Raw genomic sequence first — 25,518 nt, forward strand, 5'->3', positions numbered from 1 at the left:
ACGTCAACCACAAGAAGGTACAGCGCTTAATGAAGAAGCTAGGGCTTCGTGTGACGTCTTATTGGCACAAATCACGTAATAAATATAATTCATATAAAGGAAAAGTAGGGACGGTAGCTAAAAATAAATTGCACAGACGCTTCAGAACTTCCATTCCTCATCAAAAAATCACAACAGATACGACAGAATTCAAATATTATGAAGATGGAATTCAGAAAAAGTGTTATCTCAATCCTTACATTGATTTATTTAATAGCGAGGTGATTAGTTATCATATCTCTAAACAACCCTCTTATCAATCAATTGATATTGCTCTAAATCAAGCCTTAGCTGTGACATCTGATTGTCCTTATCGACGTACTTTCCACTCAGATCAAGGATGGGGATACCAAATGAGAGACTATGTTTCTAAATTAAAATCTCATAGAATTTTTCAGTCTATGAGCCGTAAAGGAAACTGTCATGATAATTCAGTTATGGAGAATTTCTTTGGGCTACTTAAACAAGAAATTTACTACGGACATATCTTCTCGTCTTTCGAAGAACTTGAACAGGTTATTGTAATCTGGATTAGGTACTATAATACAAAACGAATCAAACAAAAATTGAACTGGATGAGTCCAATTCAATTTCGCTTGAATTACCAAAACAATTAAAAAAATCCAAGTATTTCTACTTGGATAAAAAGTCTAACTTTTGGGGTGCACATCATTTGGCGGTTTTTTTATTTCTGTCAGTAAATATATATCTTCAAAATTACTGACAGGCTCTTGTTTTCTTATTCAAATTCAAAACTTTTATCAGCAATATATATTTGATTTTTAGGAATACCAACGGTTTTTATCTTTTTATTCTTACTAATAAAGATTGCTCCATAAACTTCTGGATGCTCTGTCAGCCAATTTTCAATTGGTCCGTCAGCAAAAAATAATCTACTCGTTTCAATCTCTCCATCAATGGATTTTCTCGATAAGACCGTGACACTTGCAAGTGAATTGGGGTGAGGATAACCTGTTTCTGGGTCAATAATATGATGATAACTTTTATTATTGACTTTTAAATAACGCTCAGTAATTCCTGAGGTTACTACTGAACTTTCCTCAGTCAAAATCTGTAAAATAGGTTCTTTGCGACTACTTAGTGGATTTTTAACTCCAACACGCCATTTTTTATTTGTCTGATGGGGTGCTTCACCCATTAATAGAAGATTTCCGCCTAGATTAATGATGCCTGACGAGACGCCATAAGCCCTCCAAAAATCCTTGATCCGATCAGCAATATAACCTTTTGCTATTGCCCCTAGATCAATTTCCATTCCTTTTTTAGGAAGAAATATTGAAAATTCTTCATCCTTTAAAACAATCTCATCAGGATTGATAAGTTTTAGTTTTTCAGAGATTTCTGCTTGGCTTGGTACTTTAGCATCTGAAAAACCAATGTGCCAAAGTTTAACTAAAGGCCCAATTGCTGCATTAAATCCGAAATGTTCTTTACTTTTTTCTAAGGAAATTTTTGTCAGTTGATAGACAGGTTCAGTAACTTGTACACTTTCTATTCCTGCCATCTGATTAACAGTCATTAATTCAGATTTTTCTCGATTTACAGTAAAAATATCTTCATAATATTTGATTAATTGATAACTTTGGTCTAAAATTCCTTCGTCTTGGCAACCATAGATTGTTAAATCAATAACTGTTCCTAATGCTCGATAAGATTTTGTAATTTTGTTTGCCGCTTTTTTTTCTAAAGATTTCATTCGTTTTCAAAAGTCCCTTTTGAGTCCATAATATCATCGGGCCACAAATCTTCCTCAAGAAATTGAGTATAGGCTGATATTTCAGGCTCATTCACTTCTTCATTTTCGGTAGCTCCCGTATCTGCATCTGAAAGGAGAGGAAAACCAAGACTCGTGTCTTCAATCCACCAATCTTCATCATCAGCAGCAGCTTGTTTTTCCTCTTTAGCTTTCGATTTTTTTTCAACTTCTTTTTCATCTTGAATCTCCAAGCGCATCGGTTTTATTGTCTTACTATAAAGCATAAAATTACTAAAACAATGCTCTAACCAGCTAATCGTATGCTCATCAATCAGGTTATCCTGATGATCAAAAGCTTCGGTGGCACGCCCCAAGAGAAATTGATTTGAAGGCAAAACAAAAGCATCAAGACCTGGTGAACTTAAGATTTGGCGAAGATTTTCTTGAGCAAAAACGGTTCCCATATTTCCTAACGAGGCCCCAACAATCATGACTGGTCTATTGTTCAATGGCTGATTTTTCCCCCAAGAGAGCCATTCAACTAAGGATTTCAAAGCAGCAGTGATGGCATGGTCATATTCAGGTGTGGAAAAAATTACCCCGTCGGCATCTTTTATCGCCAGAGCAATTTTCTTTACTGATTCAGGAAATACTTTTGTATCCTCAGAAAATAGTGGAACATCTGTAATTTCCACTACATCTATTTGTGCTTGATTTTTGAAATGTTTTTTCATATACCAAAGCAGTTTTCGATTATATGAAAAACTAGCATTGGTCCCTACAATGGCGATAAATTTCATCCCATTTCCTCTTTCAATTGATAAGTATTCTGTAAGTGTATTCTATATTTTATTCTTTATTAATAGTAGCCTTTATACTATATTGATGTCTATTTCGACTTACTGCTCTTTATATTATAAATAAAAAATCACAACTCTATAAGAATTGTGATTCAGATATTATTTTTCTCGACTTAAATCGACTTCTTCAAGTGGAATAATTTTTGTATTATACTTCCATTTATAACCAAAATAAAGAACAATGAAAATCGGAATAGCCGCATATAAAGCTAAGCCTTCACCCCAGTGCTCACTAAAGAGCATGGCTGGGTCAAGATTAATTGCGATGGCTGCAGTCATCAAGAGCGCCACAATTGGTCCAAATGGGAACCATTTTGCTTTGTAAGGAAGATCTTCCAATTTTTTTCCTTGAGCAATATAAGCTCTTCTAAAACTAATGTGGCTGACAGAAATTCCAAGCCAAGCAAGAAATCCTGTCAGTGAAGACAAATCAACCAAGAAAAGATAGATTTGCGTTCCAAATATTCCCGTTAAGAAAGCAATGAAACAAATGATTGTCGTTGCTAGAAGCGCATAAAAAGGAATTCCATTTTTAGCCGTGCGGCCAAAGAATTTTGGTGCTCCCTTTTCTTGACCTAAAGAATAAAGAATCCGAGTTGAAGCGTACATCACTGAATTTGCTGACGAAATGACAGAGGTCAGAATGACCGCATTCATCACTGAGGCTGCTACAGCGAATCCAATATTTTTAAAGACTATGGTAAATGGACTCATGACAGCTGTTGAGCTTGGGTTCAACAAGCGAGGGTCTTTGAAATTAATAATAGCTGCTATGACAATAATTGAAAAGATGTAAAAGAGTAAGATTCGCCAGAAAATAGAATTCATTGCTTTAGGAATCGTTTTCCCTGGGTCTTCAGATTCTCCTGCTGTAATTCCTAACATTTCAGTTCCTTGGAAAGAGAAGCCTGCAATGAGTAAAACACCAACAAAACCTGAAATTCCACCAACAAAGCCATGATTTCCTGCTGTCAAATTGGCAACAACATCAACATTTCCTTGTCCCAAGACTTCAAAAATTGTTAGTAGTCCAATGGCTAAGAAGAGAATAATCGTAATCACTTTAATCGTTGATAGCCAATACTCAGTTTCTCCAAAAGCACCAACTGCCATAACATTAATAATAAAAATTAGAACTGTCGCAATTCCTGAAAAAATCCAGGAAGGAAGGTGTGGGAACCAAAACTGAGTAATCAATCCAGCCGTCGTTAAATCCACGGCAATCGTAATGGCTCCATTTAGCCAATAATTCCAACCTAGTGCAAATCCAAAGGCAGGGTCAACATAACGTCCACCATAGTCAGAAAATGAACCAGAGGTAGGCAGATAAGTCGCCATCTCTCCCAGTGAAGTCATTACAAAATAAACCATGATTCCAATAAAACAATAAGCAAGGACTGCTCCCCAAGGACCCGCTTGACTAATTGTTGCTCCTGAGGTTAAAAACAAACCTGTTCCAATGGTTCCCCCTAAAGCAATCATAGTAATGTGGCGCTGTTTAAGGTTGCGCTTGACCTGATTTTGATTTTCCATAATCTTTACTTTCTAATCTCTTGTTTTTTTTACAAACCAGAGCACGAGCAAATAAAAAGACCAGTTGTCTTTACAACCGGTCTCTTGAGAATCACCGGCATAGATACTTGAGCGTACTCTAAAGCTGTATCTATACCTACTGTATGACACAACTCTTATCTATGCAAATGATGATGGCGCAATGAGAAGTTATTCATTTCGTGATTCTCCTTTCGTGATTTTTCTATATTCTATACCTTTTTTTTTGAAATTGCAAGAATTAATTTAATAAAAATTTATAATTACTCGTTTTTATGATAAAATATTCCTATGAATACGAATAAAAAAAATAACACCATTCTTTTTACAATCTTTGGGATTGTCCTAATTGTTGTCGTTGGGCTCTTAGTTTTCTTTGCAAATCGCCCAAAAACAGATGATAGTTCAGCAAGTAGTACAAATACTTCTTCTTCAAGTCAAAAAGTTAACTATCCAACAAATTATACCTTAAATGCTGCAGTAAAAAATTCAAGTACTGCCCTTAATGATTTAACTTTACCCCAACTTTCAACAACTGTTGGTGAAGACGAAGCTGAAGTTCAAATCAAAACAAGTGCTGGAAATATCAACATTAAACTTTTCCCTAAATTAGCTCCAAATGCCGTTCAAAATTTCCTTGTTCTTGCCAAAAATGGTTACTACAAAAACAATGAGTTCTTCCGTGTCATTAAAGATTTCATGATTCAATCTGGTGACCCTTCAAACAAAGGAACTGGAACAGCTTCAATCTTCGGTGGGAAAACATTTGATACAGAGATTTCAAATCAACTCTATAATATCCGTGGAGCACTTGCTTTAGCAAATACAGGGCAAGCAAGCTCTAGCAGTTCACAATTTTTCATTGTCCAAAACCCTCAGGATATGACTAGTCAAATCCAAGATAAGAGCAAATATCCTCAAAAAATTATTGATGCTTATAAAAAGGGAGGATATCCTAGTTTAGATGGAAGTTACACTGTCTTTGGCCAAGTCATTTCAGGAATGGATGTTGTTGATAAAATTGCTAAAGCCGATGTAAAAACAAATTCTTCTGGGGAATCCTCAGCACCGATTGACCCTGTAAAAATTAAATCCGTTAAAATCCTTAAAGACTGGAAATTTTAATCAATAAAAAGTTACTGACAGCTTTTCTGTCAGTAACTTTTTTTTATTTCAATAAGTTTTTCATATCATCTGGCATGTCTAATTCCACATGAACCATTTCGTCAGTAAACGGATTTAAAAATTGTAAATGATGACAATGAAGGGCTTGACGTGAAATCAAATCATGATTTTCACCGTATAAATCATCACCAACTAAAGGATAGCCAAGATGAGAAAAATGGACACGAATTTGATGCGTTCGACCTGTATGTAAAATAATATCAAGAAGCGCTAAATCATTTTTTCGCTCAGTCACAACATAAGACGTCAGTGCATTTTTTGATTTTTCATCAAAACGCACTTGCCGCTCTATAATCGAATCATCACGGCGTCCAATCGGTAAATCAATTTGACCAGAATCCGGCAAATCTCCATCATTAATAATGGCGTAATATCGTTTTTCTAAAGTCTCTCGAAACTTATGCTGAACCATTAACGCATGAGCATAGCGATGCTTGGCTAGAAACATAATTCCACTGGTATCACGATCTAATCTAGTAATAATATGCACGGTTTGATTGGGATAATTTTTTCTAGAAATATATCCTTTGACAGCATTGGACATTGCCCCTGTCGGATGAAGAGACCCTGTGATTGAAGCCTTTCCCGCTGGCTTTTCAACAACCAGATAGTGGTCATCTTCAAACAAAACATTAAGTGGAACATCGTCAGGAATTAATTTTTCGTTATCTGGTTCATCAGGTACCGTAATCGTAACTAAATCACCTTTTTCCAGACGGTAAATAGCAGTTTTTTCAATACCATTCACCATAATTTTTCCACCATCAAATTTAACTTTTGTCAGTAATCTCCTAGAAATACCATGACGGCCTAGCATTGATTTGACCATGCTTCCTTCAATCTCGTTTCTAAAAGCAAACTGCATTATTCAACCTCCCCGATGAAGGATTTACTGACCCGTTCCCAAAATGGTGTATGGGCGCAATTAGCAAAAGAAATCGTTGTTCCATCTAAAGAAAACTCAATTGACTTAATATTTTTATATTCAAAAGTTAATTGGTCAAAAGTTAAACTATAATCATCTTCTGGCGCAGGACAAACCGTAATTGTATCTTTCTCAGCCACAATCATTGGTGAACCTAAAGTCCGATAAACAACATTATTCAAACTCGCAATTTCAGCAATTTGCATGGCCTTCACACGTGGATGGACTACTGCCCCCCCAATTGATTTATTATAAGCCGTTGAACCAGTTGGTGTAGAAATAGATAAACCATCTCCCCGGAAGCGTTCAAAAAGATAATCAGAAATTCTGACATCACCCACCATTGTTTTACTTGCACGTCGAATGGTTGCTTCATTAAGGACATGACGAACAATTTGATAGCCATCAGTAAAACTAACTTGAACACGAATTAGTGGATAGTGAATGGCTTGAGCTGGATTTTCGTCATAAAGTGCTTCAACGACTTCAAATAAATCTTCATCAGTAAAATCTGTATAAAAGCCCAAATGTCCCGTATGAACACCTAAAAAACGTACCCGGTCTAGTTGATACTCGTACATATGCATGGCCCGTAGAAGCGTTCCATCTCCTCCAACTGAAATCACAATTTCAGGATTAATATCATCAAAAACAAAATGTTCAGCTTTCAAAATCTTGCTCAATTTATTGAGTATTTTTTTAGACTTCTCACTTGAATTTCCAATTAGCCAGACTTTTTTACCAAAGTTCATTTTCTTCACCATTTTCTTTTTTAAAGTCTTGTTTTTGCTGAGGGCTATCAAAAAGTAACTGTGCTTCTTGAATATCTTCCCGAATTTCGCCCATTTCAGAATCAAGCTGTGCAGCTTCACGCGCCGCATTTGTCAATCTAGCTTTGACATCCTGAGGAATTAATCCTCCATATTTATAATTAAGAGAATGTTCAATCGTTGCCCAAAAGTTCATGGCCAAAGTTCTAATCTGAATCTCAGCATTAACAATTTGGAAGCCATCAATCGTATCAATCGGATATTCAATAATGACATGATAAGAACGATAACCTGAAGCTTTTTGATTATTAATATAATCCCGTTCTTCAATTATTTTAAAATCTTTACGTTTACGTAAAAGCTCTAGCACATCCCAGACATCATCAACGAACTGAACCATTACCCGAACGCCGGCAATATCTTCCATTTCAGATAAATTTTCTCGGGTATAACCACGGAGTTTTGCTTTATTTCTGATTGATTCTCGACGCTTCACGCGCCCTGTAACAAACTCAATTGGAGAATACAAGCCTTTCTTGAGATATTGTTTACGAACACCACGAAATTTTATTTTTAATTCTCCGACAGTTTGGACGTAGGGGTCCAGAAATTCTTCCCAATTAAACATTTTTTCACCTTGTAAAAGCAATCGCCCTCACATACTCCTTTCTGATGTATTTAAATATTAAAACGTTTTCTGACTTCTTTTTTATTAGAATCACATCTAATATTTTAACATAAGTTTCTATTATTCACATTATTGTTACTTAAATGGATTGAGCTTTTTACAAAAAAGAAGCAAACTTTTTGCTTCTTTTAGTCATTAATAATATTTTTTATTTTTATCTTTTGTGAAAAATATCTCTGTAGTTCAATTACAATAATAATTGAAACAATAATCAATAAGGTCCAAGAAGAAATTTTCCCTAAGTCAACGAATTTCCAAGCTTTCAGCTGGTAAGAATAGGTCCAAGCGCTGAAATAAGAGCCAATATTTTCTGCGAAATAAATGAAAAGACCAATTAAAAAGAAGCTTAAAATAGCTGGCATTTGATAACGCTTTGTCCTTAAGACAAAAGTAAATTTTGTTTTCCAGAAAATAATCAAAATAAAGAGATAAAATAAATTTCTAAAGTCAAAACCAAAGGTTCCGCTAAAAAAATTCAAATAAATGATTGAAGATATCCCAATTGAAATAAACCATTTTGGCCAATGAATGACTTCCAAATCAAATTCTTTTATCGCCCGAACAATATAAGAGCCAATTGCTGAATACATAAAGGCACTATAGAGAGGAACATCCATAATTTTGAATATACCAGCATCTGGATAAGACCAACTTCCATGTCTGACTTTAAAAATTTCTAAAATCATTCCTAAAATATGAAAAACCATTATCGGGATTAAATCATATACACGCTCATATTTACTGACCAACAAAATAACTTGAATGACCAAAACACAAATCAATAACGTATCATAACGAGCAAGATGTGGAATCTTTATAAAGGTGGTCACAATTAATGACAAAATAATCGTAATTCCAAAAATTGCTGACCGAAATTGTTTTAAACCGAAATCCCAGAAATCTTTCAAGCGGTACTTCTCATTTACTTTTCTCATAAAAACAATTCTATCATATTTTCATTTTTTAGCTAAGCTCCTTAAATTTTGGGGATTTTTCCCTTTATTTATCTGCTTTGAGAGGGATTTGACTGTCGTTATAAGCGGGGCAGAACTTTACTTATAGTCAGCCTTTTGATATACTTTTAATTAATATATCGTTTAAACCTATTGAAAGGAAAGATGTTTTCTTTTGAAAATAATCTTAAAAATTAATTAATGAGTACGAACTTGGAGATTGAGTATAAGTCGCTATTGTCGCTGGCTGAGTATGACCAGCTCAAAAAACTCTTTACTCACGTAACCCCTGTTAGACAAACTAACCACTACTTAGATTCAAAAGATTTTAAATTGCGCAAGAAAAAATTAGCTTTGCGAATTAGAACTTTTGATAAGTCCGCCGAAATGACTTTAAAGGTTCCACAAGAAGTTGGAAATATCGAGTATAACATTGATCTCAGCCTTGAAGAAGCTCAACAACTTCTTGGTGAACGAAATATTGTTTGTGGGGCTACTGATTTAAGTGAAATATGTGAATTATTGACGGCACGCGATATCAATCTTGAGGAAATTACCTTGATTGGAAGTTTAACAACCATTCGTTATGAGCAACACCTTCCGATTGGTCTTGCTGCTTTAGATAAAAATGATTACTTAGGTCATACCGATTATGAACTTGAACTTGAAGTTGATGACAGTAAACAAGGTAAAAAAGACTTCTTCGATTTCTTAGATAAAAATCGTGTTGAATATCGATTTTCAAAATCAAAAGTAGTTCGATTCTTAGACTGTTTAAGACATTTACGAAAATAATTTTTAAATATTTACTGACAGCATTCTGTCAGTATTTTTTTATAAAAAAAATGTCTGATTCTATCAGGCAGTTTTTTCAATTTGTTCTAAATATTGTTGTAAGAGTGCATGAGAACAATTTTCCACTCTCAAACATTCTTTGTCAGTTAAAATTAAACTGGCTGGTGAAGTTTGGAAATTGTTTTTTCGAAAGTCTTTTAAAATTAAAGCAAGATGTTTTTTGGCAAAAGAGCGATATTCCAGAAAGTTGAGTGTAGAAACCCCAATTTCTTGTAAAATTTGCTGACGAATTTGAGCTGTATAGTCCAAGATAGTTGTTTCTTCCAAAAAATCTTGAAGTAAAAGGAGAAACAAACGGCCCTGTTTACGTCCATATAAATTAACAGTTAGATAATCAAGCGATACTTTTTGCAAGCGGTCATAGCAAGCATTTAGTGAGCTAATAGTTTTAGGCAAATCTTCCTCATCACGTAATTGCTTAGCAGCAGGTAACGTAACAATTGGATATAAATGCCAATCATTATGATCAAATTCTTCCAAATGGTCTAAAATGGGAGTGAAGTAATAATGAGTCTCCAACATAGTTTTTTTCCTTGGCTCTGGTCTATTTTTCATATTTTTAGAAAAAGAAATATAAAGCAATTTATAGAATACATCAATTTCACAGATTTCTTTGACTTCTATATGAAGTCCTACAACTCTACCAAGACTCCTCTCTTTTTTTACTATCTTATCAAAAAATGCCTGCCCACTCAAACAATATACAAGTTTATTTTCTAGTGAGCACAAACTTCCCTAGTCACCTATCAGTGTTCAAGTTCTTCTTTCACTTCAAGATTTGTCTGAATAAAAGCTTCCGAAAAGTTTTGGTCGAGTTCTTTAATATGACCCACACGTACCTTTTTGACAAATCTCAACTCTTTTAATTTATTTAATAAATCGGCAACTTCATCATTATTCACATAAAGTAAGCTATAGTGCGATTTCTGGCTACTATAAACAATATCACCAAAACGACTAAGTTGTCTAGTTCCTTTATAAGAGTAACAATAAACATAAACCGCCACACGCTCTCTTATATAAAGGGGGCGAATTTCTTTTTTTTCAATGTTTTCCATGATGTCGTCCATGCTGCCCTCCTTTCAATGGTAAATTTTCATCAACATAAATCTGTTCAGAAATACTCTTTGTAATTTTTTTAGTCAAATCTGTTAAAATTTGCTGAACGTCATTTTCTGCCAAACGTAAGGCATAAACTTTCTCATTCGTATTAATTTCATGCTGTAACGTTTTTAATTCTGGACGAAAAGAAATGTAGTCAGAATTATCATTTAAAACTTTCAATTGGTTTTGCAAAGTTTCATCTGCCATAAAATCAGCTTTTGCTTTTTGATAAAGCTTGATTTCAGGAAATTCCAAGAAACTATCCATAATTTTTTCTAACAAATCATCTATTTCCACTAGATTTTCATCGATAATTAACATAAATTTATTATATCATAAATATGAAATGATACACTTTACTGTTATCTTTAGCAAAATAGAATATGACTCTTGATACAATTTTATTAATTTGGTATAATAATTAACACATTATCGGAATCATCTGATAATTTAAGGAGGAAAAACTTTTGGAAGATATTCAAAAGAATCATGAAGCCCAAAGGGGCTTACAAAACCGGCATATTCAACTCATTGCAATTGCCGGCACAATTGGTACTGGACTTTTTCTCGGTGCCGGAAAAACAATTCAAATGACTGGACCAAGTGTCATTTTTGCTTATATTTTAATTGGGATTGCTATGTTCTTTTTCCTTAGAACTATCGGGGAAATGCTCTATAATGACCCTAGTCAGCATTCATTTTTAAATTTTGTTACCAAATATTCAGGAATCAGAACAGGTTACTTCACTCAGTGGTCTTATTGGTTAGTTATTATTTTTGTCTGTATCTCTGAATTGACGGCCATTGGAACTTATATTCAATTTTGGCTTCCTCATCTTCCTTTATGGTTGATTGAAATTGTGATGCTCGCACTTCTTTTTGGTCTCAATACCTTAAATTCTCGTTTTTTTGGTGAAACTGAATTTTGGTTTGCTATGATTAAAGTGGCAGCAATTCTTGGAATGATTGTAACTGCCATCATTCTCGTAGCAAGTAATTTCCACTACACCACAGTCTTAAGTGGTAAAACGGTTAATGATACGGCTTCGCTAAATAATATTTTTGACGGTTTTCAACTTTTCCCACATGGTGCTTGGAATTTTGTCGGAGCCCTACAAATGGTAATGTTTGCTTTCACTTCGATGGAATTTATCGGAATGACCGCCGCAGAAACAGTTAACCCTAAAAAGAGTCTACCAAAAGCTATTAATCAAATTCCCGTCCGTATCTTGCTTTTCTACGTCGGAGCACTTCTGGCAATTATGGCAATTTTTAATTGGCACTATATTCCAGCAGACAAATCACCATTCGTTATTGTTTTCCAACTCATTGGAATCAAATGGGCTGCAGCTCTCATTAACTTCGTGGTATTAACTTCTGCTGCTTCGGCTCTCAATAGCTCTCTCTTCTCAGCAACACGCAATATGTACTCTCTTGCCAAACAGCATGACAAGGGGAGATTGACCGCTTTTACAAAACTTTCTAAAGCAGGCATCCCGATTAATGCCCTTTATATGGCAACGGCTCTTTCTCTTTTAGCCCCTGTCCTAACTTTAATTCCTCAAATAAAAAATGCTTTTAACTTTGCCGCCTCTTGTACGACCAATTTATTTTTGGTAGTTTATTTTATTACTTTGTATACCTACTGGCAATATCGTAAGTCTGATGATTATAATCCTAATGGCTTTTTGACTCCTAAACCCGCTATTGCCGTACCATTTATTGCGATTATCTTTGCCATCGTTTTTGCTTCCTTGTTCTTCAATGCCGATACATTTTATCCTGCTTTAGGAGCGATTGTTTGGACTCTTATCTTTGGGCTTTACTCCCATTTCAAAAAAATCTAATTCAGGTTCACTCCTTTATAAAATAGAGCAGTCTCTGAAAATCTTAATGAAAAAGCGTATAATATTATATTATGAATACAAATCAAAATGATGAAAACATAGAAAAACAGCCTTCTCAACGTGGTTTAAAAAATAGGCATATTCAACTGATTGCGATTGCGGGAACAATCGGTACCGGACTTTTCCTTGGAGCCGGAAAATCAATTCATCTTACTGGTCCTTCGATTATTTTTGTTTATTTGATTATCGGAGCTCTGATGTACATCCTATTAAGAGCAATTGGAGAGATGCTTTATCAAGATCCTAGTCAGCATTCCTTTTTGAACTTTGTCTCACGATATATGGGAGCCAAACCTGGATACTTTATTCAGTGGTCTTATTTGCTAGTCGTTGTTTTTGTCGCGATGGCCGAACTAATTGCCATCGGAACTTATATTAATTTTTGGTTGCCAGATTTACCGATTTGGATGACTGAGGTTTTTGTTTTAGTTCTTTTAACACTATTAAATACTTTAAATCCTAAATTCTTCGGTGAAACAGAATTTTGGTTTGGAATGATTAAAATTGTTGCCATCATTGGTTTGATATTAACTGCAATTATTTTAATTTTTAGCCACTATCATACGGGAACTGACACAGTTAGTTTAACGAACATCACTAAAGGCTTTGAGTTCTTCCCTAACGGCGTCTCTAGTTTCTTTGAAAGCTTTCAAATGGTAATGTTTGCCTTTGTTTCTATGGAATTCATAGGGATGACTGCGGCTGAAACGGACAATCCAAGGCCTACTTTGAAAAAAGCTATTAATCAAATTCCAATTAGAATTGTACTCTTTTATATTGGGGCTCTTCTTGCCATTATGAGTATTTATCAATGGCGAGATATTCCTGCTGATAAATCTCCATTTGTCACCATTTTCCAATTAATTGGTATCAAATGGGCTGCCGCTTTGGTTAATTTCGTTGTTTTAACCTCTGCTGCTTCTGCCTTGAACTCCGCTCTCTTTTCAATCACGCGAAATCTCTACTCATTATCACAACTTAATGATGATAAAATTCTTAAGCCATTTACAAAATTCTCAAAAGCTGGTGTCCCCGTAAATGCGTTACTTTTCACATCACTATTGATTTTATTTACTCCATTTATTTCAATGATTCCAGCAATCTCTAATTCCTTTGTCTTTATTACCAGTGTCGCAACAAATCTTTTTCTAGTCGTCTATCTGATGACTTTAATCACTTATCTAAAATATCGCAAATCAAAAGATTTTGATCCAAGTGGCTTTACTTTACCAGCGGCTCATATCTTTATTCCATTAGCTATTGCTGGATTTGTATTAATCTTTATTTCACTTTTCTGCTTTAAAGATACAATTATTCCGGCCATTGGTTCTGTGATTTGGGTTCTTATCTTTGGATTATTTACCTTCTTTAGAAAAATAAAAACAGCTGATTAATTCAGCTGCTTTTTTTAATCTTCAAGTTCAAGTTCGATTTCTTCTGTTTCTACTGCTTTTTCTTCTTTTTTAGCTTTTGCTTTAGTTTTTGAAGCTGTAGTTTCTTCTTCAGTTTCTGCTACTTCTGAATCATCAAGAAGTCCATGAGCTGCCCGAACTTTGTGGTCTATTTCATCAAAAACATCTTGATGCTCTTTGAGGTAGTTTTTAGCTTTTTCTGCCCCTTGACCAATCTTCTCATCATTATAAGCAAACCAAGCACCAGATTTCTTAATAATGCCTTCTTCAACAGCAATATTTAAAAGCTCACCTGTACTTGAAATTCCTTCACCAAACATGATATCAACAAGCGCAACCTTAAATGGTGGTGCAACTTTATTTTTAACGACTTTGATTTTGGTGATTTTACCAATTTGAGTTTTGTTATCTCCAGAACCTTCTTCAATTTTTGTTGAACCACGTACGTCAAGACGAACTGAGGCGTAAAATTTCAAGGCACGACCACCAGGAGTTGTTTCTGGTGAACCAAACATCACTCCAACTTTTTCACGCAATTGGTTGATGAAAATCGCTGTTGTTTTTGTTTTGTTGATATGTCCTGCAAGTTTACGCATAGCTTGTGACATCATACGTGCTTGAAGACCAACTGAACTGTCTCCGATTTCGCCATCAATTTCGGACTTTGGTACCAAGGCTGCAACTGAGTCAATAACGACCAAGTCAACCGCTCCAGAAGTAATCAATTTTTCAGCAATTTGAAGTCCTTGTTCACCATAGTCAGGTTGTGAGAGCAAAAGTTCATCAATATTTACACCGAGTGCTTTTGCATATTCTGGGTCAAGAGCATTTTCAGCATCGATAAAGGCTGCAATTCCACCTTCTTTTTGAACCGCTGCAACGGCATGAAGAGCGACTGTTGTTTTACCAGAAGATTCTGGTCCGTAGATTTCAACGATACGACCTTTAGGGTAACCACCTGCACCAAGTGCAATATCAAGCGCAAGAGAACCTGAACTTACAACTGATACTTTTTGGTTAGCTGCTTCACCAAGACGCATGAGTGAACCTTTCCCAAAGTCTTTTTCAATCAGAGCAAGAGCATCAGCCAATGCTTTATCACGCTCAGCGCCATATTTTTTGGTAATATCATCAAAATTTGTTTTTTTCTTTGTTGCCAAATTTTATCTCCGTTATTCTTTATTTATGGTTTAATTATAGCATTTTTCAGGATTTTTTATAAGCCCCTATATTATATCTATACGTTTTTTTATGAACTTTGTCACTGACTTTTTTAGTTAATTTACCTTGTCTGTCAGTAAATATTCTTCACTTATTTTTGCTGACAAACTGGGCAAAAATGAGTGCCTCGACCAGCAACTTTTATTTTTTGAATCTCTGCACCACAACGGGAACATTTTTCACCCGTTTTACCATAAACTTGCAACTCATTTTGCATTTTACCAGTTGATCCTAAGGCACTATAAGTTCTAATACTTGAACCACCAAGCTTAATCGCTTTTTGCAAAATTTCAATAATTGAGTCGTGCAAAAGGTGGATGGAACTTTCTGTCAGCTGATTAGCCTCTTTTTCTGGATGAATTTTTGCTAACCAGAGCACTTCATCAACATAAATATTGCCAAGCCCAGCAACAAGGGTTTGCTCAAGTAAATAAGGTTTTATTTTCTTTGTTGATTTTCTTAATTTCTCTCGAAAAAGCTTTTCATCAAAATCTTCATAGGTCGGTTCTGGTCCAATTTTTTTGTTCAGAAAATAGGGAATCACTTGGTCAGTAGAAATCAATTCCCAAGTTCCAAATTTCCTTACATCGGCATAGATTAACTGCCCATCAGAAAATTTCATTGTCAAATGGTCATGCTTTTCTCTTGGTGCATCAAGTGTTGCTAAGCGATATTTCCCTTCCATTCGTAAATGAGAAATCAAGCGAAAGTCATCTCCAATTTCAAAAATTAAATATTTCCCTCGCCGCAAGATGCCCTGAATGATTTTTCCTGTCAATTCTTTTTTCAATTGCTCAAAACCAGTTAAGACCATTCTTGGATAAGTGGCTTCTATAGATATAATTTTTTGTCCAACAATTCTTTTTTCAAGTTCTCTTCTAACGGTTTCAACTTCTGGTAATTCTGGCATTTTTCCCTCTTATCACAAAATTTACTGACAGACTTTCCAGTCAGTTCTTTTATTTTACTGACAGCTTTCTATTTTCATTCTGTACTAAATTTCAACATAAAAAATCACTGACAATTTATCATCAGATAAGTTTTATCAGTGACTATTTTAACATTTCTTATTCATTTTTTTATGATAAAGATTTCAAAATTTATTTTCCGGAATCACCATAATTTGACAAGACGCGTGCTGATGGATCTTTAACATCTGCTCCCACCCAATCAGGGTTTGGCATCCAAAAATCAATAATCCAATCTTCATAACCTGGGTAAAATTCTGAAAAAATTTCCCGATACATCAAGGATTCTTTGGTAAATGGTGTATGTTTTGGATACTTTTCACTAGCCTTTGCTAAATCTTCATCAGAATATTTTTCGTCAGCAAATTCTTTTAAATAGTCGACCATGGAATGACCAACAGCATCAGAAAAAGCCGCTTTTTCTCTAAATAAAATCTCGTCTGGCAATAGCTCCGTTCCTTCAAAAGCATGGCGTAAGAGATATTTTCCTTTGCCATAAGTATTCAGCTTTCTACTCGGATTGATGGACATGACATAAGTCGCAAAGTCCAAGTCAGCAAATGGAACGCGAGCTTCAAGAGAATGAGCCGCTAAGCAACGGTCAGCCCGCAGGACATCATACATATATAGTTCATGTACTCGCTTTTGTGCTTCTTTTTGAAAGGCCCCAGCTGATGGAGCAAAGTCAGTATATTTATAGCCGAACATTTCATCGGAAACCTCACCGGTCATCAAAACTTTCAGCTCTGTATTCTCATGAATATACTTACAGATTAAATACATCCCAATAGAAGCCCGAATCGTCGTGATATCCCAAGTTTCCAAATGCCAAATCACTTCACGAACTGCTGAAAGTACGTCTTCTTTTGTCATCAAAATTTCGGTATGGTCAGTCCGTAAGAAATCTGCTACTTCCCGAGCATATTTCAAATCAATCGGGTCTGTTTCCATTCCAATCGCAAAGGTCTTGATTGGACTTTCTAATTCTTTAGCTGCAATGGCACAGACCAATGATGAATCTAAACCGCCTGACAAGAGATAACCCATTGGAGCATCTGCATGAAGACGTTTTTTTACTGCACGTTCCAATTTGCGACGGATATGTCCTGAAATTTCAGCCAAAGGTTCTTCAACAATCGTTGAAACTTCCGCAATATCATTATAAACATAAAATTCACCACCCGTATAATAATAACCTGGTGGAAAAGGCGTCACATCTTTACAGGTTGAAATAAGGGCCTTAGCTTCAGAAGAGAAAGAAATTTTTCCCGTAACTTTATTATAACCATAAAAAAGTGGACGAATTCCAAAGGGGTCACGAGCCGCAAAAATCTCACCAGTATTTTCATCAACTAGGACAAAAGCAAATTCAGCATCAAGCATTTTGACCATTGTTTCGATTCCTGTGGTTTCAAAAAGAGGTAAAAGCACTTCACAATCAGAATCTCCTGTAAATTTATATCCCTTAGTTTCCAAGAACTTACGAAGGCTTAAAAAGTTATAAATTTCACCATTACACATGACTCTTTTACCGTTCAGTCCAAAGGGCTGACGCCCCAAGTCTGACAAATCCATGATTGAAAGTCGGCAAAAACCAAAATCATTTCCCAAAGTATCACGAACATGTTGTTGGTCGTCTGGTCCTCGATGTTCAATCAGTTCCAAATTGCTTTTAAACTCTTCTATCGTTAAGTCAGATGTTTCCATAAATAAAAAACCGCACATAATTTCCCCCAATAATAATTATAATTTTCAATATTATATCACAATTGTCTGGAAATTTCATAATAAAACAAAAAATAGCGATAATTCGCTATTTTCATTACATATAATCATCACGATTGTAGCCAAAGTCAGCTAAATCCATTTTACGGTCGCGCCAATCATTTTTAATTTTAACCCAAGTTTCAAGGTAAACCTTGTCACCAAGCATGATTTCAATATCACGACGAGCCATTTTCCCGATTTTACGAATCATATCGCCACCTTTACCAAGAATAATTCCTTTTTGGCTCTTGCGTTCGACAATAATTGTTGCCATGATATGAATTTTACCCGTTTCTTCATCTCGAGTCATTTGGTCAGTAGTAACCGCAATAGAATGCGGAACTTCTTCGCGAGTCAACAACAAGATTTTTTCACGAATCATTTCTGAAACGAGGAAACGTTCTGGATGGTCAGTAATTTGGTCTTCTGGGAAATATTGAGGCCCTTCATCCAATTTTTCAGAGAGTGTATCAATTAATCTTTCGGTGTTATTTCCTTGTTTAGCTGAAATTGGAACGACTTCTGAAAATTCCATTTGTGAAGTGTAATCAGCTACAATTTCAAAAAGACGGTCAGGATGAATTTTATCAATTTTATTGACAACCAAAATGACTGGAACTTCTGCTTTTTTCAAGCGTTCAATAATCATATTTTCACCAGTTGAACGAGGTTCATCAGCTGCAACCATAAATAAAACGACATCACATTCACGCAAAGTAGAATAAGCAGATTGAACCATAAAATCGCCTAAAGCATTGTGTGGTTTGTGAATCCCTGGTGTATCAATGAAGACAATTTGTTCATTTTCTGTAGTATAAATTCCTTGAATTTTATTTCTTGTTGTTTGAGGTTTATCTGACATGATGGCAATTTTTTGACCCATCACGTGATTCATAAATGTTGATTTTCCAACATTTGGACGACCTAAAATTGCCACAAATCCTGATTTAAATTTTTTATTTGTCATAGCGCTATTATATCACAGCCAGTGGGACGAAACAAGGTTTCGTATTACTGGTCCTCATTATTAATTATGCTATAGAGAAGCGTAGGATAGCTGTCGCCACTTTAGTGGCTTACAGATATGCTGGTTGTCCCTCCCAGAAACGATAATTTTCCACTTAGGATAGTCGTTGTCAGCTGTCCGTTTTATCATTCGCTTTAGCGGATAGACAAAATGGACAGCGTAGCGCGTAATCGCGTAGATGCTGACTTACGAATATGCTAGTATTTTCACCAGAGTGATTGATAAGGTATCTACTTCGTTTCACTACGTTGTACATAGCACGGCTGTCCGTTTTGCTATCAACGCTAAAACATTGGGCAAAAAGGCTCGCTCTAAGCCAGCAAAGCTGGCAAGATGAAATGGCAGTAAATGCGTCATAGCAACTTCCGTCTGCGCGTTATAAGCAGTGATATTTATATCATAAAATCAGCCTTTTGCGGAAGAATATTTTGCTGACAGATGCATCAGTAAAACTGACAAATTCTTTATCCACAGAATTAATGCCTCTACTCAATCAGATTAAACTGACAGACTTATGACTAATATAAAAAATACTGACAGCTGACAAAAGAAAAAATCATCAGATAACTGATGATTCCTTTATTTACCGATTTAAAGCTCATTAAGCCGCTCATTTCAGTAATTTTTATAACTTATTTTATTTATCGCCACGGCTACGCATTACGAAGCCAGCTGATTTTTCAGTTCCTGTGGTACGTTTACGAGGAGTTTTTTCACCTTGTTTACGGTCGTCAAAGCGACGGTCATCACGTTTTCCACGGTAACCTCCACGATTATCATCACGGTCTTTCCAGTTACGTTTACGATCTCCACCGCGTTCGCCATCTTTAGAATCACGATTACCACGGTAGCCTCCACGGTTTCCGTCACGATTACCATCACGGTCGCCATTTCCACGGCCTTTGTAGCGTCCGCCGCCACCTTTACCTTTTTTCTTGAATCCTTTTCCTTCACCATTGTATGGTAATGGACGTTCGGCTGTAATTTTAACTTCTTCTTGGTTATCCGGGTCTTTAACACGTCCTTGGAGAAGTAAGGCAACCAATTCTTTAGCATCAAATTTTTCAAGTAAGCTTGCTGCTTGTTTGTCAAATTTTGCTAATTTTGCTTTACCTGATTCATCAGACAAATCACGAAGAACATCATCCATCGCAACAGAAAGTGACGCTTGGTAAGCTTCTTCTTTTGTTGGTGGTTTCAAGCCTTTCATTTCTTTGTTTGTCAATTTTTCAATGGCACGAAGGTAGCCCATTTCATTGTATGAAACAAAAGTTACTGAGCGGCCTGATTTACCAGCACGACCTGTACGTCCGATACGGTGAACATAGCTTTCTTGGTCTTGGGTAATATCGTAGTTGTAAACGTGTGTTACACCTGATACGTCAAGCCCCCGAGCGGCAACGTCAGTAGCAACTAAGACATCAATATGTCCAGCTTTGAAATCACGCAAAACGGCCAAACGTTTGTTTTGGTCCAAATCTCCGTGCATTCCTTCAGCACGATATCCGCGCAATTTAAGACCACGAATCAATTCGTCAACGCGGCGTTTTGTACGACCGAAAACAATTGCAAGTTGTGGACGTTCAACATCAAGCAAACGAGTCAAAACATCAAATTTTTCAAATTCTTTTGTTTTCACAAAGTATTGGTCAATACGGTCAGCAGTCATTTCTTTGGCTGCAATTTTGATGTGTTCAGGATTCTTCATGAATTTCACACCAATTTTTTTGATATCAGCAGGCATTGTTGCTGAGAAAAGCAATGTTTGACGATTTTCTGGTGTTTTTTCAATAATAAAATGAATGTCTTCCAAAAATCCCATGTTAAGCATTTCATCTGCTTCATCAAGAATCAAAGTTTCAAGTTGGTCAAGTTTGATTGCTTTACGTTTAATCAAGTCAACCAAACGACCTGGTGTTCCCACAACGATATGTGCGCCAGCTTTAAGTCCTTTGATTTGTTTTTCAATACTTGAACCACCGAATACAGTACGAACTTTAAGTCCTTTTGATTTACCAAAACGGAAAAGTTCTTCTTGTCCTTGAACTGCAAGTTCACGGGTTGGAGCAATAACAAGTGCTTGAATGGCTGGATTTTCAGCATTGATTTTCTCAATAGTAGGAAGACCAAATGCCGCTGTTTTACCAGTCCCTGTTTGCGCTTGACCAAGAACGTCACGGCCTTCAAGCGCCAATTTAATTGTTTCTTCTTGGATTGGTGTAGGTTGTTCATAACCAATCTCTGTAAGTGTTTTTACGATTCCTTCTGACAGGCCGAGTTCACTAAATTTCATTTTTTACCTATATTTCTACTGCATGTTCCCACGCCAAAATTTTTATTACAGGGTACGAAACCCTTGCTACAGGCGAAATTTATGTGACTCGCCTGACGTAACTTATCTATTATAGCATAATTTTTTGACTGAAAATGCTTACGCCCTTTACTTTTTTAAAAATATTTTCATAAAAAAATTACTGACAGTTTTTCAAAGGATAATTATCGGTAATTTTACAACTACACTATCCACAAATTTTTGTCAGTAATTTTAAAATATATCATTTTTTTAATGGAAATTTTTATTAAAAATAAACATTCTGTCAGTAAATTTATAAAACTTATACTGAAAATTGTTCCATTAATTCAACATCTGGATATTTATCTTTGAACCAGCGCATGGCAAATTCATTTTCAAATAAGAACAATGGATGGTCAAAACGGTCTCGCGCCAAGATGTTTCGCGAACTTGACATTTTTTCATCTAAATCTTCTTCTTTAATCCAACGCACTGTTTTTGAGCCCATCGGTGTCATGATTGTTTCCGAATTATATTCGCGCTCCATCCGGTCTTTAAAGACTTCAAATTGAAGTTGTCCAACCGCACCAAGCATGATATCGCCAGTCGTATAAGATTTGTAGAGCTGAATGGCTCCCTCTTGAACCAATTGGTCAATTCCTTTTTGGAATGATTTTTGTTTCATGACATTTTTCGCTTGCACACGCATGAAAAGTTCCGGTGTAAACGTTGGAAGTGGCTCAAATGATTTCTTTAATTTACCAGTTGTCAAAGTATCACCAACTTGATAAGTTCCGGTATCATAAACCCCAATAATATCACCAGCGACAGCATTTTCGACATTTTCTCGTGATTCAGCCATGAACTGTGTCACATTAGATAATTTTACTTTTTTACCCGTGCGGACAAGATTAACATCCATTCCACGCTCAAATTCGCCAGAAACAATACGGACAAAAGCAATTCGGTCACGGTGACGAGGGTCCATATTCGCTTGAATTTTGAAAATGAAACCAGAAAAATCAGGATTTAAAGGTTCAATTTCTTCTTCATCAACCGTTTTGTGTGAATGAGGTTCTGGTGCGTATTCTAAAAATGTTTCGAGGAAAGTTTCCACCCCAAAACTGGTCAAAGCTGACCCAAAGAAAACTGGTGTCAATTGCCCAGCAACTACTTCGTCTTCTGAAAATTGATTTCCTGCATCCAAAAGTAATTCAGCATCTTCTAAAGCTTGCGTGAAAAATGGATTTTTCGTTAAAGGATGACTTGTTGGTACTTCCCCATTTTCATCAAATTCAACAAAACGTTTTCCATCTTCTGGTTGATAAACTTCTACGCGCCCATGCGTAAAATCATAAAGCCCTTGGAAATTTTTCCCCATGCCGATTGGCCAATTCATTGGTACACTGGCAATTCCAAGAATTTCTTCCAATTCAGAAAGCAAATCAAGTGGTTCACGTCCATCACGGTCAAGTTTATTGATGAAAGTGAAAACTGGAATTCCACGACGTTTGACAACTTGGAAAAGTTTTTTCGTCTGTGCTTCAATCCCTTTAGCACTATCAATAACCATGACTGCCGCATCAACTGCCATCAACGTTCGATAAGTATCTTCTGAGAAATCCTCATGCCCTGGCGTGTCCAAGATATTAACCCGTTTTCCCGCATAGTCAAACTGCATGACAGAACTCGTTACAGAAATTCCACGTTCTTTTTCAATGTCCATCCAGTCTGATTTGGCAAAATTTCCTGTTTTACGTGCTTTTACAGTACCAGCTTCACGGATGGCACCCCCAAATTTCAATAGTTGTTCTGTAATCGTCGTCTTACCGGCATCCGGGTGACTGATAATGGCAAAAGTCCGACGTTTTTTTATTTCTTCTTGTAAAGTCATTTATACTCTCATTTTCTTTAATTATTCATTTATACTTTTAATTTAATTTACATTGGCTAAACCTCAAAAAAAATAGTTCTTTTAATTATATCAAGATGCGAGGCCGACTGCAAGAAACGTAGAAAATTGCGGCTCGACTTGTCGCTTCAACGACATAGCGAGAGCGGACAACGTAAGGTAGGGAATCGTGGTTCTGCACTTGTGCAGGTTCCGATTTTTCTACTTTCCTAGTTTCTAGGAGGACGAACTCAATTATACCAAAATTTGCCATAATTTTATAGCTGATTTTTTTACACTTACTGATGGATTAAAGAGTGAAAAATTTATTCGGGCAGTAAGAAAACAATAGAAAAAACAATCAGTAGAACTAATTGTTTTATCATTATTTTTTACTTATAGAGTGGCATTTTTCTTATACACTTCCGCTTCAGCTTCTGTTGAAAAGACAAAATGTCCAGGCGTAATTTCACGCATCTCACGTTCTTGTCCATCCAATTCTGCTGTTGGGTCATAAACAATTGGGGTCCGCTGACGTTCAGAGATAGGGTCTGGTGACGGAATCGAACTTAGCAAACTCTTAGTGTAAGGATGAATTGGATGATTGTAAACTTGCTCAGAAGTTCCAACTTCCAAAATTTTCCCCCAATGCATCACACCAATGCGGTCTGAAATGTATTTAACCATTGACAAATCATGAGCGATAAATAAGTAAGTCAAATTTTCTTTTGCTTGAATATCTCTCATCAAGTTAACGACTTGGGCCTGAATTGATACATCTAGTGCCGAGATAGGTTCATCGGCAACGACAAATTTTGGTTTTACAGCAAGTGCACGTGCAATCCCAATCCGTTGACGTTGTCCACCAGAAAACTCATGGGGATAACGTGTCAAATGGTCATCATTCAATCCAACCAGACGCAAAAGTTCCAATACACGAGCATCACGTTCAGCTTTAGTTTTTACTAAACCGTTAGCGTCAAGTCCTTCAGCAACAATATCTTTAACGCGCATCCGCCCATTCAATGAAGCTTGTGGATCTTGGAAAATCATTTGTGCTTCTGAACGATATTCTCGCAACTCTGAGCCTTTTAGATTACGAACATCTTTACCTTCAAAGAGAATTTCTCCACCAGTAATAAAATTATCGTAAAGTTTAAGAATTGCTCGACCAATCGTTGTTTTACCAGAACCTGATTCTCCAACAAGTCCAAATGTTTCTCCTTCATAAATATCTAAAGAAACATTATTAATTGCTTTATTTGCCCCTTTTTTTCCTTTATTAAAAGTCAAATCAAGGTTTTTTATTTCAACCACTTTTTTAGGATCTGTCATCATTTATCCCCTTTCAATTCTTCCCAGCGTTTCCAACGTGCCAAGATATTATCGGAAGGCGTTACTTTTGGTGCTCGTGGATCTAAAAGCCAAGTTTTAGCAAAATGAGTTGGAGAAACTTCAAAGTATGGAGGTTCTTCTTCAAAGTCAATTGCTAGGGCAAATTTATTACGTGCCGCAAAGGCATCCCCTTTTGGCGGATTCAACAAGTCAGGAGGAGTTCCTGGAATTGAAACCAAGCGGTCTACACTTGAATCAACTGTTGGCATTGAATCCAAAAGTCCCCAAGTGTAAGGATGTTGTGGGTTATAGAAAATTTCTTCAACTGTCCCATATTCAACGATTTCTCCCGCATACATTACTGCAACTTTATGTGCAAATCCAGCAACAACCCCTAAATCATGGGTGATAAAGACAATAGATGAATTAATACGCTCTTGCAATTCGGCCATCATGTGCATGATTTGTGCTTGAATAGTAACGTCAAGCGCAGTTGTAGGTTCATCTGCAATCAATATTTCAGGGTCAGCAGCCAAGGCAATGGCGATAACCGCCCGTTGACGCATCCCACCTGACCATTGGTGTGGATAATCATTGATATGTACTTCGGCATCAGGAATCCCTACTTGTTGCATCAATTCAAGGGCCCGTTTCATGGCATCGGCTTTACTCATGCCTTTATTGTGTTTCAACAAAGGTTCAGCAATCTGTTTTCCAATACGCATGGTTGGGTCAAGAGAAGTCATTGGGTCTTGGAAAATCATTGAAATTTCATTTCCACGAATTTTTTGCCATTCTTCTTCTTTTAAATCAAGAAGGTTACGCCCTTTAAATAATAATTCACCTTGCGGTATTACCGCATTTTTCGCATTCAAGCCCATCAAAGTTTTTGTTGTTACTGATTTACCAGAACCAGACTCACCAACAATCGCTAGGGTCTGTCCTTTTTCTAAATCAAAAGAAACATCACGAATCGCTTTAACATCTCCAGCATAGGTGTGGAAATTGACATGCAAATTTTTAACTTCTAATACTTTTTCTTCTGCCATT

Annotated in this window: 22 protein-coding genes and 1 pseudogene; 5 read left to right on the plus strand and 18 right to left on the minus strand. The window is 36.1% G+C overall.

From position 1 onward, the window contains the following. Nucleotides 1-656, plus strand: a pseudogene (locus tag LLA01S_RS00605) (IS3-like element ISLla3 family transposase); the annotation flags it as partial. Nucleotides 657-778: 122 nt separating this feature from the next. On the opposite strand, the gene LLA01S_RS00610 reads toward LLA01S_RS00605, so the two are convergent. The 3 genes from LLA01S_RS00610 to LLA01S_RS00620 form a co-directional block, all read right to left on the minus strand. Further along, nucleotides 779-1,756, minus strand: a complete 978-nt coding sequence (locus LLA01S_RS00610) for an FAD:protein FMN transferase (RefSeq protein WP_021165888.1) — start codon at nucleotides 1,754-1,756, stop codon at nucleotides 779-781. Further along, a complete protein-coding gene (locus tag LLA01S_RS00615; RefSeq protein ID WP_011675441.1) occupies nucleotides 1,753-2,556 on the minus strand; it encodes an NADPH-dependent FMN reductase in 804 nt (267 codons plus the stop codon). The genes LLA01S_RS00610 and LLA01S_RS00615 overlap by 4 nt, the downstream gene beginning before the upstream one ends. A gap of 159 nt (nucleotides 2,557-2,715) precedes the next feature. Next, a complete protein-coding gene (locus LLA01S_RS00620) occupies nucleotides 2,716-4,149 on the minus strand; it encodes an amino acid permease (RefSeq protein ID WP_061777673.1) in 1,434 nt (477 codons plus the stop codon). A gap of 309 nt (nucleotides 4,150-4,458) precedes the next feature. Here LLA01S_RS00620 and LLA01S_RS00625 point away from each other — a divergent pair, with 309 nt between their 5' ends. After that, on the plus strand, nucleotides 4,459-5,292 hold the full coding sequence (locus LLA01S_RS00625; RefSeq protein ID WP_011675439.1) for a peptidylprolyl isomerase: 834 nt from the start codon (nucleotides 4,459-4,461) through the stop codon (nucleotides 5,290-5,292). A gap of 43 nt (nucleotides 5,293-5,335) precedes the next feature. Here LLA01S_RS00625 and LLA01S_RS00630 read toward each other — a convergent pair whose 3' ends face one another. The 4 genes from LLA01S_RS00630 to LLA01S_RS00645 all read right to left on the minus strand — a co-directional run bounded on the left by LLA01S_RS00630 (nucleotide 5,336) and on the right by LLA01S_RS00645 (nucleotide 8,670). After that, on the minus strand, nucleotides 5,336-6,217 hold the full coding sequence (locus tag LLA01S_RS00630; RefSeq protein WP_015082027.1) for an RluA family pseudouridine synthase: 882 nt from the start codon (nucleotides 6,215-6,217) through the stop codon (nucleotides 5,336-5,338). Beyond that, a complete protein-coding gene (locus LLA01S_RS00635; protein WP_011675422.1) occupies nucleotides 6,217-7,029 on the minus strand; it encodes an NAD kinase in 813 nt (270 codons plus the stop codon). Before LLA01S_RS00635 ends, LLA01S_RS00630 begins: the two co-directional genes overlap by 1 nt. Beyond that, nucleotides 7,016-7,675, minus strand: coding sequence for a GTP pyrophosphokinase (locus LLA01S_RS00640; RefSeq protein ID WP_021165882.1), 660 nt, complete (start codon nucleotides 7,673-7,675; stop codon nucleotides 7,016-7,018). The genes LLA01S_RS00635 and LLA01S_RS00640 overlap by 14 nt, the downstream gene beginning before the upstream one ends. 188 nt (nucleotides 7,676-7,863) lie before the next feature. After that, nucleotides 7,864-8,670, minus strand: a complete 807-nt coding sequence (locus LLA01S_RS00645) for a DUF817 domain-containing protein (RefSeq protein WP_011834434.1) — start codon at nucleotides 8,668-8,670, stop codon at nucleotides 7,864-7,866. Between the two features lie 219 nt (nucleotides 8,671-8,889). On the opposite strand from LLA01S_RS00645, the gene LLA01S_RS00650 reads away from it, so the two are divergent. Continuing rightward, nucleotides 8,890-9,483, plus strand: a complete 594-nt coding sequence (locus LLA01S_RS00650; RefSeq protein ID WP_011834433.1) for a CYTH domain-containing protein — start codon at nucleotides 8,890-8,892, stop codon at nucleotides 9,481-9,483. A gap of 63 nt (nucleotides 9,484-9,546) precedes the next feature. On the opposite strand, the gene LLA01S_RS00655 is transcribed toward LLA01S_RS00650, so the two are convergent. The 3 genes from LLA01S_RS00655 to LLA01S_RS00665 are packed head-to-tail and all read right to left on the minus strand — an operon-like array spanning nucleotide 9,547 to nucleotide 10,968. Then, nucleotides 9,547-10,272, minus strand: coding sequence for a hypothetical protein (locus LLA01S_RS00655; protein WP_011675418.1), 726 nt, complete (start codon nucleotides 10,270-10,272; stop codon nucleotides 9,547-9,549). Nucleotides 10,273-10,289: 17 nt separating this feature from the next. After that, complete coding sequence (locus tag LLA01S_RS00660; protein WP_011675417.1) at nucleotides 10,290-10,601, minus strand: DUF2129 domain-containing protein; 312 nt, start codon at nucleotides 10,599-10,601, stop codon at nucleotides 10,290-10,292. Beyond that, nucleotides 10,588-10,968 (minus strand): YlbF family regulator, encoded by a 381-nt coding sequence (locus tag LLA01S_RS00665; RefSeq protein WP_011675416.1) that lies wholly within the window; start codon nucleotides 10,966-10,968, stop codon nucleotides 10,588-10,590. The genes LLA01S_RS00660 and LLA01S_RS00665 overlap by 14 nt, the downstream gene beginning before the upstream one ends. Before the next feature lie 146 nt (nucleotides 10,969-11,114). Here LLA01S_RS00665 and LLA01S_RS00670 point away from each other — a divergent pair, with 146 nt between their 5' ends. Both LLA01S_RS00670 and LLA01S_RS00675 read left to right on the plus strand, forming a co-directional pair. Continuing rightward, nucleotides 11,115-12,494: an amino acid permease gene (locus LLA01S_RS00670; protein WP_011675415.1), complete on the plus strand. Its 1,380-nt coding sequence runs from the start codon at nucleotides 11,115-11,117 to the stop codon at nucleotides 12,492-12,494. Between the two features lie 71 nt (nucleotides 12,495-12,565). Then, nucleotides 12,566-13,948, plus strand: coding sequence for an amino acid permease (locus LLA01S_RS00675; RefSeq protein WP_011675414.1), 1,383 nt, complete (start codon nucleotides 12,566-12,568; stop codon nucleotides 13,946-13,948). A gap of 14 nt (nucleotides 13,949-13,962) precedes the next feature. On the opposite strand, the gene recA is transcribed toward LLA01S_RS00675, so the two are convergent. The 8 genes from recA to LLA01S_RS00715 all read right to left on the minus strand — a co-directional run bounded on the left by recA (nucleotide 13,963) and on the right by LLA01S_RS00715 (nucleotide 25,517). Beyond that, complete coding sequence (gene recA / locus LLA01S_RS00680; RefSeq protein WP_061777674.1) at nucleotides 13,963-15,126, minus strand: recombinase RecA; 1,164 nt, start codon at nucleotides 15,124-15,126, stop codon at nucleotides 13,963-13,965. 152 nt (nucleotides 15,127-15,278) lie between these two features. Further along, nucleotides 15,279-16,097 carry a DNA-formamidopyrimidine glycosylase gene (mutM, locus tag LLA01S_RS00685; protein WP_011675412.1) on the minus strand — a complete coding sequence of 273 codons (819 nt, stop codon included), beginning with the start codon at nucleotides 16,095-16,097 and terminating at the stop codon, nucleotides 15,279-15,281. Nucleotides 16,098-16,287: 190 nt separating this feature from the next. Then, nucleotides 16,288-17,880 carry an asparagine synthase B gene (asnB, locus tag LLA01S_RS00690; RefSeq protein ID WP_011675411.1) on the minus strand — a complete coding sequence of 531 codons (1,593 nt, stop codon included), beginning with the start codon at nucleotides 17,878-17,880 and terminating at the stop codon, nucleotides 16,288-16,290. Between the two features lie 97 nt (nucleotides 17,881-17,977). Further along, entirely contained in the window at nucleotides 17,978-18,889 is a 912-nt protein-coding gene (gene era / locus LLA01S_RS00695) for a GTPase Era (RefSeq protein WP_011675410.1), read from the minus strand. A gap of 697 nt (nucleotides 18,890-19,586) precedes the next feature. Then, on the minus strand, nucleotides 19,587-21,242 hold the full coding sequence (gene cshA / locus LLA01S_RS00700) for a degradosome RNA helicase CshA (RefSeq protein WP_011675409.1): 1,656 nt from the start codon (nucleotides 21,240-21,242) through the stop codon (nucleotides 19,587-19,589). A 322-nt stretch (nucleotides 21,243-21,564) separates the two neighbouring features. Further along, complete coding sequence (locus tag LLA01S_RS00705; protein ID WP_015082021.1) at nucleotides 21,565-23,136, minus strand: peptide chain release factor 3; 1,572 nt, start codon at nucleotides 23,134-23,136, stop codon at nucleotides 21,565-21,567. Between the two features lie 393 nt (nucleotides 23,137-23,529). Continuing rightward, the gene (locus LLA01S_RS00710; RefSeq protein ID WP_061777675.1) at nucleotides 23,530-24,471 is read right to left on the minus strand and encodes an ABC transporter ATP-binding protein; all 942 of its coding nucleotides are present in this window, start codon (nucleotides 24,469-24,471) and stop codon (nucleotides 23,530-23,532) included. Continuing rightward, the gene (locus LLA01S_RS00715) at nucleotides 24,468-25,517 is read right to left on the minus strand and encodes an ABC transporter ATP-binding protein (RefSeq protein ID WP_003131637.1); all 1,050 of its coding nucleotides are present in this window, start codon (nucleotides 25,515-25,517) and stop codon (nucleotides 24,468-24,470) included. Before LLA01S_RS00715 ends, LLA01S_RS00710 begins: the two co-directional genes overlap by 4 nt. Nucleotide 25,518: the final 1 nt, after the last annotated feature.

It is taken from the genome of Lactococcus cremoris subsp. cremoris NBRC 100676 (genome assembly GCF_001591705.1).
Lineage (GTDB): Bacteria > Bacillota > Bacilli > Lactobacillales > Streptococcaceae > Lactococcus > Lactococcus cremoris.

Bases quoted from the DNA above. Each gene is read 5' to 3' on its own strand.
- LLA01S_RS00645 (WP_011834434.1), bottom strand. From the start codon at position 8,670: ATGAGAAAAGTAAATGAGAAGTACCGCTTGAAAGATTTCTGGGATTTC.
- LLA01S_RS00660 (WP_011675417.1), bottom strand. From the start codon at position 10,601: ATGGAAAACATTGAAAAAAAAGAAATTCGCCCCCTTTATATAAGAGAG.
- LLA01S_RS00715 (WP_003131637.1), bottom strand. From the start codon at position 25,517: ATGGCAGAAGAAAAAGTATTAGAAGTTAAAAATTTGCATGTCAATTTC.
- LLA01S_RS00665 (WP_011675416.1), bottom strand. From the start codon at position 10,968: ATGTTAATTATCGATGAAAATCTAGTGGAAATAGATGATTTGTTAGAA.
- LLA01S_RS00635 (WP_011675422.1), bottom strand. From the start codon at position 7,029: ATGAACTTTGGTAAAAAAGTCTGGCTAATTGGAAATTCAAGTGAGAAG.
- LLA01S_RS00625 (WP_011675439.1), top strand. From the start codon at position 4,459: ATGAATACGAATAAAAAAAATAACACCATTCTTTTTACAATCTTTGGG.
- LLA01S_RS00610 (WP_021165888.1), bottom strand. From the start codon at position 1,756: ATGAAATCTTTAGAAAAAAAAGCGGCAAACAAAATTACAAAATCTTAT.
- LLA01S_RS00615 (WP_011675441.1), bottom strand. From the start codon at position 2,556: ATGAAATTTATCGCCATTGTAGGGACCAATGCTAGTTTTTCATATAAT.
- asnB (WP_011675411.1), bottom strand. From the start codon at position 17,880: ATGTGCGGTTTTTTATTTATGGAAACATCTGACTTAACGATAGAAGAG.
- era (WP_011675410.1), bottom strand. From the start codon at position 18,889: ATGACAAATAAAAAATTTAAATCAGGATTTGTGGCAATTTTAGGTCGT.
- LLA01S_RS00705 (WP_015082021.1), bottom strand. From the start codon at position 23,136: ATGACTTTACAAGAAGAAATAAAAAAACGTCGGACTTTTGCCATTATC.
- LLA01S_RS00630 (WP_015082027.1), bottom strand. From the start codon at position 6,217: ATGCAGTTTGCTTTTAGAAACGAGATTGAAGGAAGCATGGTCAAATCA.
- LLA01S_RS00675 (WP_011675414.1), top strand. From the start codon at position 12,566: ATGAATACAAATCAAAATGATGAAAACATAGAAAAACAGCCTTCTCAA.
- mutM (WP_011675412.1), bottom strand. From the start codon at position 16,097: ATGCCAGAATTACCAGAAGTTGAAACCGTTAGAAGAGAACTTGAAAAA.
- LLA01S_RS00640 (WP_021165882.1), bottom strand. From the start codon at position 7,675: ATGTTTAATTGGGAAGAATTTCTGGACCCCTACGTCCAAACTGTCGGA.
- cshA (WP_011675409.1), bottom strand. From the start codon at position 21,242: ATGAAATTTAGTGAACTCGGCCTGTCAGAAGGAATCGTAAAAACACTT.
- LLA01S_RS00650 (WP_011834433.1), top strand. From the start codon at position 8,890: ATGAGTACGAACTTGGAGATTGAGTATAAGTCGCTATTGTCGCTGGCT.
- LLA01S_RS00620 (WP_061777673.1), bottom strand. From the start codon at position 4,149: ATGGAAAATCAAAATCAGGTCAAGCGCAACCTTAAACAGCGCCACATT.
- LLA01S_RS00710 (WP_061777675.1), bottom strand. From the start codon at position 24,471: ATGATGACAGATCCTAAAAAAGTGGTTGAAATAAAAAACCTTGATTTG.